Genomic DNA, 12347 nt, shown 5'->3' on the forward strand with positions numbered 1-12347 from the left:
AATGGAAAATATTTCTCATCTTGCTGGTCGTCAATGGCTTAGTAGTCAACTGGATTTTAGCACAAAGAAAGGTATAACAAAAATCAAGTCTGTTATCAACGATCGGTGTTCACGCTGCAATGCTAAAGTTTGGGCTAAATTGCCGAATGGCAAAAGATATTGTCGCGAATGTATCGGTTTAGGAAGAGTGGTTGAAGGCGATTATCTTATTCGTAATGAAGAGAAAGTAAACTTTCCCCGCACAAAAAACGGTGGCTTAACTTGGAGTGGTAAATTAACAGCTCAACAAGAAAAAATTGCTCAGGATTTGGTTAAGAACTATATGAATAAGCAAAATACTTTAGTTCATGCAGTAACCGGTGCTGGTAAAACTGAAATGATGTTTCCTTTGATTGCTCACTGTTTAGCAGAAGGTAAGCGGTGCTGCATAGCCGCACCAAGAATCGATGTAGTTAATGAATTATTTCCCCGCTTGCAAGTGGCATTCACTGAAATCAAAATTGGTAAATATCATGGGCATGAATACCAAGAGCCAGGCTTAGAGCAATTAACCATCTGTACCACCCATCAATTATTAAAATTTTTCTGTGCTTTTGACCTATTGATCATTGATGAAGCTGATTCTTTTCCATATGTGCAGAACCCTGAGCTTAATTTTGCTTCGAAAAATGCGCTTAAGAATAATGGCCAGATGGTCTATCTGACAGCAACACCTACAAAAGATTTATTAAAACTGGTTAAAAAGGGCCAAATTCAGCAATTAAAGTTAAATAGACGTTTTCATGGCTATTCCTTGCCTGTACCAAAAGAAAAACTGTTTTTACGTCCATTTTTAGAAGGTAAACGAATTAATCCAAAACTTGTGCAAGAAATTAGCAAAGTAATTAAGTCTAAGCATCCACTACTTTTATTTTTGCCCAGAATTGATTTGATTAAGCCATATGTTAGCGCACTTAGAAATGAGCCTGAATTTAAGCAAATAACAATAGAGGGTGTACATGCTAATGATGTACAGAGAATTGCAAAAGTTGATAATTTCAGGCGTGGACAAATACAATTGCTTGTTACCACTACTATTTTGGAACGTGGTGTAACCTTTAATCATGTTTGGGTGATTGTAGTTCAAGCAGATGATAAAATTTATAATACTTCTAGTTTAGTCCAAATTGCTGGTAGAGTTGGTCGCGCTAAGACTGATCCAACGGGTTTAATATTATTTTGCTACCAAAAATATACTTCAAGTCTGCGTAATGCTATGAAACAAATTCGTGAGATGAATAAATGAAAAAATGCCTATTATGTGGACAATATTTTATTTCAAAAATGTCATTTTTAAATTTATTTTCCTTGCACCGAAAGGATCGAAAAAGTATTTGTGACCACTGTTTAAAAAAGTTCATTCATGTACCTGAAAAGCATTGTCCAATATGCTCAGGCAGTTCGAAGCAAAATCAGATTTGTTCAGACTGTGTGAATTGGCAAAAAATATACGGCGAAAAGTTGTTAATTAATCACTCTGTGTATTTATATAACAGAGCATTTCATGATTTAATGGTTAACTATAAGCGCTATGGTGACTACATTTTATACGCTGCACTGCAAGAATTGTGTGTTAAAGAACTATCTGAATTTAAAGCTGATGTTTATGTTCCAGTTCCAACTTCTCCTGAGCACATCGCTAAAAGACAATTCGATACAATCACTGCACTGTACGGTAGTCTTGTTCCTTTAACAAACATGCTGGGTAAGAAAGCAGGACTAGGAGCCCAAGGAGAGAAGAATCGGGCCGAAAGATTAACTAGTGAGCAAAGTTTTTTTGTTAAGGAAAACTTTACGATTAATTTTCAAAAATGCACTGTCCTCTTGCTGGATGACATATACACTACTGGCAGAACGCTTTATCATGCTCGAGATGCGCTGGCAAAAATTTTCCCTAATGCGAAAATCAGTAGTTTTACCTTATGTAGATAAAACAAAATTGTTCAGCGCTTTCATGTTTTGTTATAATTTTGCTATAATATAGATAACATAAGACTGCCTCTAGCAGTTGAAAGGAGAATCTCATATGTTAAAGTATAATGTTCGTGGTGAAAATATCGAGGTAACGGATGCTTTAAGAAGTTACGTAGAAAAGCGCCTTAAAAAATTAGAAAAATATTTCGATTTAAATCAAGATATGATTGCTCATGTTAATTTAAAGGTGTATCGTGATCACAAGGCTAAAGTCGAGGTAACTATACCACTACCATACTTAGTATTGAGAGCTGAAGAAACAACTGACGATATGTATCGCAGTATTGATTTTGTTTCTGAAAAATTGGAAAGACAAATTAGAAAATATAAGACACGTGTAAATCGTAAGAGCCGTGAAAAAGGAATTAATGATTTCTTCGTTGAAAGTGCGGAGGAAGATTCGAAAGACAAAGAAAGTAATGAATTTACAATTGTTCGTAATAAACAAATTGGGTTGAAACCAATGAGTCCTGAAGAAGCAATCTTGCAAATGAATATGCTAGAGCATGATTTCTTTGTTTTTCAAGATGGTGAAACCAGCGGTACAAGTGTGGTCTATCGCAGAAATGACGGCCGTTATGGTTTGATTGAGACCAAATAGTAATAATATTATTAAGTAAGGGCCCCACATTTAGTGTGAGGTCTTTGTTTTGTTTATTTTTCATTTAGCGCTAATCATGGTAAAATTATAATGTGTTTTTATACTTTAACTACATATAAGGATCGATTAAATGGTAAACATTTTAAAGAAACTATACAATAACGATAAAAGAGAACTGAAAAAATTTGAAAAAATTGCAGATAAAGTTGAAAGTCATGCAGACGAATACAGTCGGCTTTCAGACGAAGAATTACAGGCAAAAACACCTGAATTTCGTGATAGATTGAAAAATGGTGAAAGCTTAGATTCGCTCTTGCCGGAAGCTTTTGCAGTTTCTCGTGAAGGAGCTAAAAGAGTTTTAGGCCTATACCCATTTCATGTTCAAGTATTAGGTGGTATTGCGCTGCACTACGGTAACATTGCCGAAATGATGACTGGTGAAGGTAAGACCTTAACTGCGACTATGCCTGTTTATCTGAATGCACTAACAGGAAAAGGCGTTCACGTTGTTACCGTTAACGAATACCTGTCCAGTCGTGATGCCGAAGAAATGGGCCAGTTGTACAAATGGTTAGGCTTAACCGTTGGTCTTAATTTGAATGCTATGTCTCCTGATGAAAAGCGTGAAGCATATAATTGTGATGTTACTTATTCCACTAACTCAGAACTAGGCTTTGATTATCTGCGTGATAATATGGTCGTTTACAAGGAGCAAATGGTTCAACGTGAACTTAACTATGCTATTATCGATGAGGTTGACTCAATTTTAATTGATGAGGCCAGAACTCCATTAATTATTTCTGGCGAAGCAGAACAAGCTAATGGTGACTATATTCGTGCTGACCGCTTTGTTAAAACTCTTAAAGAAGACAAAAGTGATGATGATGCGGATGATGATAAGGACTATGGTGATTACAAAATTGACTGGCCAACTAAGACTATTTCTTTAACTAGAACTGGTATTCAAAAAGCTTGTGATCATTTTGGCCTTAAAAACTTGTATGACGTTGAAAATCAGAAATTAGTGCATCACCTTGATCAGGCTTTAAGAGCAAATTACATTATGCTTAAAGACATCGATTATGTTGTGCAAAACGGTGAAGTCCTGATTGTTGATTCTTTCACTGGTCGTGTTATGCAGGGACGGCGCTATTCTGATGGCCTACACCAGGCTATTGAAGCTAAAGAAGGCGTTAAGATTCAAGAAGAATCCAAGACGCAGGCGACAATTACTTACCAGAACTTCTTTAGAATGTATAAAAAACTTGCCGGTATGACAGGTACTGCTAAAACTGAAGAAGAAGAATTCCGTGAAATTTACAACATGCAGGTAATTACTATCCCGACTAACCGTCCTTTGATCAGGATAGATAATCCGGATATTCTTTATCCTACTTTGTCATCCAAGTTTGCGGCAGTAGTTAATGAAATTAAAAAGCGGCACTCAAAAGGTCAACCGGTATTAGTTGGTACCGTTGCGGTTGAAAGTTCTGAAAGACTGAGTAAGTTACTTGACAAAGAAGGAATTCCTCACGCCGTTTTGAATGCTAAAAACCATGCTAAGGAAGCTCAGATTATCATGAACGCCGGTCAACGCGGTGCGGTCACTATTGCGACCAACATGGCTGGCCGTGGTACCGACATTAAATTAGGGCCAGGTGTGAAAGAACTAGGTGGACTTTCTGTTATAGGTACTGAACGTCATGAGTCTCGTAGAATTGATAACCAGCTCCGTGGACGTTCAGGTCGTCAAGGTGACCCTGGTGTTACTCGTTTCTATCTCTCACTTGAAGATGATTTGATGAAACGCTTTGGTGGCGATAGAGTCAAAGACTTCCTTGACCGTTTGTCTGACAATGATGATGACAAGGTAATTGAGAGTCGCTTGATCACTAGACAAGTTGAGTCTGCTCAAAAACGTGTTGAAGGTAATAACTATGATACCCGTAAGCAAACATTGCAGTATGATGATGTTATGCGTATTCAACGTGAGATTATTTATGGTGAACGGATGCAGGTTATTGGTGAAGAAAAGTCACTTAAGGATGTTTTAATCCCAATGATTCGCCGTACTATTAATAGTCAAGTTGATATGTTTACACAGGGTGATCGTAGTAAATGGCGGCTTGATTCACTGCGTGACTTCATTTCTTCAAGTTTGACGAACGAAGAAGAAACTGATGCAATTGACTTCAAGACAATTACGGTTCCTGACTTAAAGCAAAAGCTGTATGATATCGTTGAAGCCAACTATGAAGAAAAAGAAGCGATTTTGGCTGATCCTTCAGAAATGCTTGAATTTGAAAAAGTAGTTATCTTGCGGGTAGTTGACGATCGCTGGACTGATCATATAGATGCTATGGACCAATTACGGCAATCAATCAGTTTACGTGGCTACGGTCAACTTAATCCGCTGGTAGAATACCAGGATTCTGGCTACAACATGTTTGAAGAAATGGTATCAAATATTGAATTTGACGTGACTCGTTTATTTATGAAAGCTGAAATTAGACAAAATCTTAGTCGTTAATAGTTAAGATGGGAGGAGAAAGCAGCTGCTTTCTCTTTTTTACTGAAATTTTATTAAAAATAAAGGAGCTATTGTAAAATATGGAAATAAGTGACATTCAAAATGAATTGGATAGTTTGAAAAAGCGGTTAGACCACTTTAGGGGGTCTCTTTGACTTAGATTCAATAAACGAAAGTATCATTGTTAATGAAAATAAGATGCAAGATCCGACTTTTTGGGATGATCAGGAAAAAGCACAAGGTTTGATTAGTGAGACAAATGTGTTGAAAGAAAAACGTGATTCTTTTGTCAAGTTGGAAAAGGATTATCAAAATGAAATAACAGCACTAGAATTACTGCGTGAAGAAGCAGATCAAGATTTACAAAAAGAAGTTGAAACCGATCTGCAAAAACTGCAAACTGAGTTTCATGATTATGAGTTAGATTTACTCTTATCTGGCAAATATGATGATCACAATGCGCTGATTGAAATTCATCCGGGAGCAGGTGGCACTGAGGCGATGGACTGGGGCCAAATGCTCTTGCGGATGTACCAGAGATATGCCGATATTTGCGGCTTTAAATTTGAAATTAGTAATTATGAACCTGGAGAAGAAGCTGGTCTTAAAAGCGTTAGTGCCAAGATTACTGGTAAAAATGCCTACGGCCTGATGAAATCGGAAAATGGTGTTCACCGTTTGGTGAGAATTTCTCCCTTCGATTCGGCCAAGAGGAGACATACATCTTTTGCTTCGGTTGAAGTTATTCCGGAAATTGATGAGAGTATTAAGGTGGATATCGATCCTAAAGATCTCCGTGTTGACGTTTACCGGTCGAGTGGTGCAGGCGGTCAGCATATTAATAAAACATCAAGCGCTGTCAGAATCACTCATTTACCGACAGGAATCGTAACTACGTCTCAGGCGCAGCGTTCACAGTTGCAGAATCGGGAAACCGCAATGAATGAACTGCGAGCAAAATTATTTCACCTGGAAGAAGAAAAGAAACGTAAGCACAAGCAGGAGCTTAAAGGTGACCAAAAAGAAATTGGTTGGGGCTCACAAATTAGATCTTATGTTTTTCATCCTTATAATTTGGTTAAAGATCTGCGCACAGGCTATGAAACTTCCGATACAAGTGGTGTAATGGATGGCAAGCTGCAACCGTTTGTTTATGCATATTTACAATGGCTTTTGAGCCAGGAAAATCCAGAGTAGGTGATTAGATGAGTTTTTGGGGAATTGTTGGTTTAGTATTATTGGCAGTTGTTATTTTAAGTATTATTTTTGCCATATTTCACATCTTTTTCATGATATTACCGGCAGCCTTAGTAATTATTGGTATTATCTGGTTAATCAATCATTTTACCAAAAATGATGATAATAATGCTGGACACTCTGATCTTAATTCTGGTTCTTATAGCTGGGACAATTGGAATGAAAATAATCAAACTAAACCAAAACGGAAAAAAGTACGCGATGCTAAAACCAAAGATGTCGACAAATAATAAAGGGGCATTTTGAAATGACAAACGCTGTTAAATTAAGAAATTTAATTCGTGATAATAAAATTGTTCATGTTGTGCAGGGAAAACAATATATCAATAATAAGGAGATTGTTGTATCTGATATTTATAGACCAGGACTGGAGTTAACAGGCTACTTTGACTTTTACCCCCGCCAGCGTATTCAGTTACTTGGGCGTACAGAAATTTCTTATGCCGCTAGACTAGACCACGATAGTTTAGTGCAGGTTTTTAAAAAACTTTGTACTCCTGATACGCCCTGCTTTTTTGTATCGCGTTCTCTGCGAATACCACCGGAACTAGCTCAAGCTGCTGATGAGGCAGAGATTCCTATTCTTTCTTCACCAGAGTCAACTACCTATGTTTCCAGTATTTTGACGGAATATTTAAGAGAGCGACTAGCTGTCCGTGATACGATTCACGGCGTCTTAGTTGAAGTTAAAGGTATGGGCGTGTTACTGACTGGTGATTCAGGTGTTGGGAAATCTGAAACTGCTTTAGGCTTAATTCATCGTGGTCACCGTTTAATAGCTGATGATCGAGTTGATGTTTATCAAAAAGATGTGGAAACCGTGATGGGTGAAGCTCCGGAAATATTAAAACACCTAATGGAAATTCGTGGTATTGGTATCATTGATGTTATGGATTTATTCGGTGTTGGAGCTGTTAAAAACCGTGAAAGCATCCAGCTGGTTATCAAACTTGTCAATTGGGATAAGAAAGCTAATTATGATCGTTTAGGTTTTGAGGAAAGCAAACGAGATATTTGTAATGTTGAAGTTCCCCAAATCACTATTCCTGTTAAAGTCGGTCGTAACATGGAAGATATTATTGAAATTGCAACTATGAATTTCCGCGCCAAGAGAAGCGGCTATAATGCTACCAAAACTTTTGACAGTAATTTAACGAAATTAATTAAGAAAAACTCTCAAGCAGACACAGCAAAGGATAAGAATAAATGATATTGACCATCAATCCTGTAGCATTTAAATTAGGAAACCTAAGTGTCAAGTGGTATGGCATTATTATGGCTGTCGCAATTATTTTAGCTGTCTCAATGGCAATTTTTGAAGGGCGTAAACGTCAAATTGAAAGTGATGACTTCATGGATTTGCTGTTATGGGCTGTTCCTCTTGGATATGTGGGTGCACGCATTTACTATGTTATTTTTGAATGGCATTATTATTCTCAGCATCTTGACGAGATAATTGCTATTTGGAATGGTGGCATAGCTATCTATGGCGGCTTACTGGCCGGATTGGCAGTTTTACTGGTATTTTGTTATAAGAGAATGTTGCCACCATTTCTGATGCTGGACATCATTACGCCAGGAGTAATGGCTGCTCAAATATTAGGCCGCTGGGGTAATTTTATTAATCAAGAAGCTCATGGTGGGCCCACAACCTTGGCGTTTTTACAAAGCTTACACTTACCTGATTTTATTATTAATCAGATGAAAATCGGTGGAGTATACTATCAGCCAACTTTTCTATATGAATCTTTTTTTAATTTGATTGGTTTACTGATAATATTGTTATTAAGACACAGAAAGCATCTGTTTAAACAAGGCGAAATATTTATGCTCTATTTGGCATGGTATTCTGTCGTACGTTTTTTCGTAGAAGGCATGCGGACAGATAGTCTTTACCTTTGGGGATCGATTCGGGTTTCGCAAATGCTTAGTGTAATATTGCTGATAGTGGTTATAGTATTATTTATTTATCGCAGGCGAATTGTTAAACCCAAATGGTATTTAGACGGCAGTGGCTTGAAATACCCTTATAGTCGAGATTAATAATTATTTTAGTGAAAGAGAGTAAAAAATGACAAAAATTGCAGTTTTAGGAGCAGGTTCATGGGGTACGGTTTTAGGATCAATGCTTGCTGATAAAGGATATAATATCGTTCTGTATGGTAATAACGAAAAAGTTAATGACGAAATTAACCAGAATCATACCAATGAGCACTACATGAAAAACTGGCAGGTAAATAAAACGGCTGTTGCGACAGGTGACTTAAATGAAGCTTTAACGGAAGCCGAAATTGTATTATTTGTTTTACCTACTCAAGCTATTCGCAGTGTTGCTCAGAATGTAAGTAAAATTTTAAGACAAACTAATTCAAAGCCGCTTATAGTCACTGCTACCAAAGGTATTGAACCGGGTTCCAAAAAACTGATATCGGAAATTTTAACTGAAGAAATCTATCCGGATGATGAGGATAAAATTGTAGCTATTTCAGGACCTAGCCATGCTGAAAGTGTTGCTCAAAAAGATTTGACTGCCATTTCATGTGCTTCAAGCAGCATGGAAAATGCACAAAAAGTGCAGCGGTTATTTTCAAATGACTATTTCCGTTTATATACCAATAGCGACTTGATTGGTGTCGAAGTAGCTGGTGCGGTTAAAAATGTTATTGCAATCGCGGCTGGGATTTTAGTTGGTAAGCACTATGGTGACGATGCTAAGGCGGCTTTAATGACCCGAGGTTTAGCAGAGATTACACGCCTAGGAGTTAATTATTTTGGTGCCGACCCAATGACTTTTAGTGGTCTTGCAGGAATAGGTGATTTAATTGTTACTTGTACATCAGTCAATTCTCGTAATTGGCGCTGTGGTAAGCAATTAGGTGAGGGCAAGAGTCTTGACTATGTCTTGCAAAATATGGGTCAGGTTGTTGAAGGTGCTACAACAGTAAAGGCTGTGCACGAATTATGCGCAGAAAAGCATATTGATATGCCGATTAGTGAAGCTATCTACCGCGTTTTATACCAAAATTCTAATGTAGATGATGAAATTACCCAGATGATGGGTAGAAGTCCTAAACAGGAGATTAGACTTTAACATGCAAATCGTTGTAATATTTACTTACGAAAAATAAGAAAGTACTGGGGGTAAAACTATGACGGAAAAATATGACGTAATCATTATCGGAGCAGGACCTGGTGGCTTAACTGCTGCTCTTTATGCTTCTCGTGCAAACCTTTCAGTGTTAATGCTTGATCGTGGTTTGTATGGTGGGCAAATGAATAACACCGATGCAATTGATAACTATCCCGGCTTTAGTGAAATTAAAGGACCAGAGTTGGGCGAAAAAATGTACAATTCTGTTATGAAGTTTGGTGCCAAATTTGAATATGGCGACGTTCAATCTGTAACCACTGATGGTGACCTAAAAATAGTTAAAACAGATACTGGCGAGTACAGTGCACCTGCCTTAATTATTGCTACCGGAGCGGATCATCGTCATTTAGGTGTTCCTGGTGAAGATGAATATTCCGGTAAGGGTGTTTCTTATTGCGCTGTTTGTGATGCTGCCTTTTTTAAAGATGAAGATATTGCGGTTATAGGTGGCGGCGATTCAGCTATTGAAGAAGGAATTTACTTGGCTCAAAGTGCTAAGTCAGTTACGGTTATTCACCGGCGTGATCAACTACGCGCTCAACCAACTCTGCAAAAACGTGCTTTTGCCAATCCTAAAATGCATTTCATTTGGAATGGCTTAACTCAATCTATTGATGGTGACGGCAATAAGGTGACTGGCGTTACCTATAAAGATAAAGAGACCGGTGAAGAAAAACACTTAAAGACTCGCGGTGTTTTTATCTACGTTGGCGTTATTCCTCAAACTGCTCCTTTTAAAGATTTGGGCGTAACTGATGAGAATGGTTGGATTCCAACAGATGAGCATATGAGAACTAAGGTTGATGGTATTTTTGCCCTGGGTGATGTAAGGGCAAAAGACTTGCGCCAAATTGCTAATGCAGTTGGTGACGGCAGTATTGCTGGCCAACAGGCATACAATTATTTGCAAGATTTAAATGATCGGAAAATATAAGGATTACAAAAAGAATTCAGCTTAAATGAATTCTTTTTTTATTTTTACAGATAGCAATAGTGATAAATGCTAGAATATAATTTATGAAAACGAATTAAAAGCTAGAAAAAGAGGAACTTTACTGAAATGAAAGCAAGAGAAACATTTCAAAAATGGCAACAGACACAAAATTTGCCCGATTATTTAAAAGATCAACTGTCTAAACTTGGTCAAGATTCAAATTGGATTGAAGATGCGTTTGGGCAAGATATTAATTTCGGTACTGCCGGTATGAGAGGCAGACTGGAGCCGGGGACTAATCGCATCAATTTATACACTGTTGGCCGTGTAACAGAAGGTTTAGCTCGGTTAATAGATGAAAAGGGTGAGCAAGCTCAAAATAATGGGGTAGTAATTTCTTTTGATTCACGTTATCACTCACGTGAATTTGCGGATCATGCGGCCAGAATTCTAGGAAGCCATAATATCCATGTTTATCTGTTTGATGATTTAAGACCGACACCTGAATTATCATTTGCTGTTAGGTACTTACACGCTGCAGCCGGAATTAATATTACTGCTTCTCATAATGCCAAACAATATAATGGATACAAGGTCTATGGTGCTGATGGCGCCCAAATGGGTCCTGAAGATGCAGAGCGAGTTTTTGAGTATTCTCAAAGAGTAACAGATATTTTTAACGTTAAAGCAGCGCCAGTAGGGCAACTCCGTGCACGAAAAACTTTACAGCTGATTGGTGAAGACATTGATGAAGCATATTTAGCAGCATTGAAAACGGTAAATGTTAACACCGACCTTATCCGGCAAAATGCCGACAAATTAACCATTATTTATACCCCATTGCATGGTACAGGTAAAATGATTTATGATCGCGCATTCAGGCAAGGAGGTTTTACTAATGTAATTCCGGTTCCCAGCCAGACAATCATTGATCCGGAATTTCCAACAACTAAAAAACCAAATCCGGAATACCGTGATGTTTTTGATCCGGGAATAAAGTTAGCAAATGAAAAACAGGCAGACTTAATCATTGCCACCGATCCTGATGCTGATCGAATGGGTGCATGCGTGCGTACTAAAAACGGTGATTTTCAGGTACTAACTGGTAACCAAATTGCCACGCTGATGATTTATTATTTGCTGGTTAATTTAAAAAATAATGGTCAATTAGCCAGCGATTATGAATTAATTACCTCGGTAGTTTCCAGTAGCATGCCGTTTAAAATTGCCCAAGATTTTGGTATTAAAACCAAATATGTTTTGACCGGTTTCAAGTTTATTGGCGAAGAAATCGATCGCATGAGTAAGATGCATGATGGTAAATTCTTGATGGGCTTTGAAGAAAGCTATGGCTATCTTTTTAAGCCTTTTGCGCGAGATAAAGACGCTATGCAGGGTGCACTAATGTTTGCTGAAGTAGCTTCTTATTATGCTTCACGCAACATGACCGTGCTAGATGGTCTCAATGAAATTTGGCAAAAATACGGTACTTCATACGAAATTACTAAAGCTATTGAAATGCCGGGTATTGGTGGACAAAAGAAAATGGCGCTTTTGATGTCAAAATTACGTTCAGAGCATTTAGAAGAAATAAATGGGGTTAAGGTTAACAAAATCCAAGACTTTTTAAAGCAGCAAGAAATTACCGAGAATGGTGGTAAACCGCTAGCAGGGCTACCTAAATCCAATGTATTAAAATATTATTTGGCAGATGAAACTTGGCTGGCCTTAAGACCATCTGGTACAGAACCAGTAATTAAAGCCTACGTCGGAGTTAATAAGCCCGATATTGCAACTGCTCATGAGGCGGCTGAAAGTTATCAAAAGGCAATGGCAAAACTGTTAAAATAAGACAAAAAGG

At 37.7% G+C, this 12347-nt stretch carries 11 protein-coding genes; all 11 read left to right on the forward strand.

The features are described from left to right. Nucleotide 1 precedes the first annotated feature (1 nt). On the forward strand, nucleotides 2-1285 hold the full coding sequence (locus GYV61_RS00060; protein ID WP_174794306.1) for an ATP-dependent helicase ComFA: 1284 nt from the start codon (nucleotides 2-4) through the stop codon (nucleotides 1283-1285). Further along, on the forward strand, nucleotides 1282-1971 hold the full coding sequence (locus tag GYV61_RS00065; RefSeq protein ID WP_174794307.1) for a ComF family protein: 690 nt from the start codon (nucleotides 1282-1284) through the stop codon (nucleotides 1969-1971). The genes GYV61_RS00060 and GYV61_RS00065 overlap by 4 nt, the downstream gene beginning before the upstream one ends. 94 nt (nucleotides 1972-2065) lie before the next feature. Then, nucleotides 2066-2614: a ribosome hibernation-promoting factor, HPF/YfiA family gene (hpf, locus tag GYV61_RS00070; protein WP_174794308.1), complete on the forward strand. Its 549-nt coding sequence runs from the start codon at nucleotides 2066-2068 to the stop codon at nucleotides 2612-2614. A 130-nt stretch (nucleotides 2615-2744) separates the two neighbouring features. Further along, nucleotides 2745-5144 carry a preprotein translocase subunit SecA gene (gene secA, locus GYV61_RS00075; protein WP_174794309.1) on the forward strand — a complete coding sequence of 800 codons (2400 nt, stop codon included), beginning with the start codon at nucleotides 2745-2747 and terminating at the stop codon, nucleotides 5142-5144. An 80-nt stretch (nucleotides 5145-5224) separates the two neighbouring features. After that, nucleotides 5225-6341 (forward strand): peptide chain release factor 2 gene (gene prfB / locus GYV61_RS00080; RefSeq protein ID WP_174794310.1). Its coding sequence is split into 2 segments (ribosomal slippage): nucleotides 5225-5296 and nucleotides 5298-6341, totalling 1116 coding nucleotides; the frame shifts between segments, so codons are not numbered across the junction. 8 nt (nucleotides 6342-6349) lie between these two features. Beyond that, on the forward strand, nucleotides 6350-6631 hold the full coding sequence (locus tag GYV61_RS00085) for a hypothetical protein (protein WP_046324608.1): 282 nt from the start codon (nucleotides 6350-6352) through the stop codon (nucleotides 6629-6631). A gap of 17 nt (nucleotides 6632-6648) precedes the next feature. Then, complete coding sequence (gene hprK, locus GYV61_RS00090) at nucleotides 6649-7611, forward strand: HPr(Ser) kinase/phosphatase (protein WP_110445862.1); 963 nt, start codon at nucleotides 6649-6651, stop codon at nucleotides 7609-7611. Beyond that, entirely contained in the window at nucleotides 7608-8444 is an 837-nt protein-coding gene (gene lgt, locus GYV61_RS00095; RefSeq protein ID WP_174794311.1) for a prolipoprotein diacylglyceryl transferase, read from the forward strand. The genes hprK and lgt overlap by 4 nt, the downstream gene beginning before the upstream one ends. 28 nt (nucleotides 8445-8472) lie before the next feature. Then, nucleotides 8473-9492, forward strand: coding sequence for an NAD(P)H-dependent glycerol-3-phosphate dehydrogenase (locus tag GYV61_RS00100; protein WP_046324611.1), 1020 nt, complete (start codon nucleotides 8473-8475; stop codon nucleotides 9490-9492). Nucleotides 9493-9550: 58 nt separating this feature from the next. Next, complete coding sequence (trxB, locus tag GYV61_RS00105; protein ID WP_122025853.1) at nucleotides 9551-10486, forward strand: thioredoxin-disulfide reductase; 936 nt, start codon at nucleotides 9551-9553, stop codon at nucleotides 10484-10486. Nucleotides 10487-10612: 126 nt separating this feature from the next. Beyond that, the gene (locus tag GYV61_RS00110) at nucleotides 10613-12337 is read left to right on the forward strand and encodes a phospho-sugar mutase (RefSeq protein WP_174794312.1); all 1725 of its coding nucleotides are present in this window, start codon (nucleotides 10613-10615) and stop codon (nucleotides 12335-12337) included. The last annotated feature ends 10 nt before the right edge of the window (nucleotides 12338-12347 follow it).

Origin of the sequence: Lactobacillus melliventris, assembly GCF_013346935.1 — a bacterium.
In the GTDB taxonomy this organism is placed as follows: domain Bacteria; phylum Bacillota; class Bacilli; order Lactobacillales; family Lactobacillaceae; genus Lactobacillus.

Coding starts and splice junctions, on each gene's coding strand:
- GYV61_RS00085 (WP_046324608.1), top strand. CDS start 6,350: ATGAGTTTTTGGGGAATTGTTGGTTTAGTATTATTGGCAGTTGTTATT.
- hpf (WP_174794308.1), top strand. CDS start 2,066: ATGTTAAAGTATAATGTTCGTGGTGAAAATATCGAGGTAACGGATGCT.
- GYV61_RS00110 (WP_174794312.1), top strand. CDS start 10,613: ATGAAAGCAAGAGAAACATTTCAAAAATGGCAACAGACACAAAATTTG.
- GYV61_RS00060 (WP_174794306.1), top strand. CDS start 2: ATGGAAAATATTTCTCATCTTGCTGGTCGTCAATGGCTTAGTAGTCAA.
- secA (WP_174794309.1), top strand. CDS start 2,745: ATGGTAAACATTTTAAAGAAACTATACAATAACGATAAAAGAGAACTG.
- GYV61_RS00065 (WP_174794307.1), top strand. CDS start 1,282: ATGAAAAAATGCCTATTATGTGGACAATATTTTATTTCAAAAATGTCA.
- GYV61_RS00100 (WP_046324611.1), top strand. CDS start 8,473: ATGACAAAAATTGCAGTTTTAGGAGCAGGTTCATGGGGTACGGTTTTA.
- hprK (WP_110445862.1), top strand. CDS start 6,649: ATGACAAACGCTGTTAAATTAAGAAATTTAATTCGTGATAATAAAATT.
- lgt (WP_174794311.1), top strand. CDS start 7,608: ATGATATTGACCATCAATCCTGTAGCATTTAAATTAGGAAACCTAAGT.
- trxB (WP_122025853.1), top strand. CDS start 9,551: ATGACGGAAAAATATGACGTAATCATTATCGGAGCAGGACCTGGTGGC.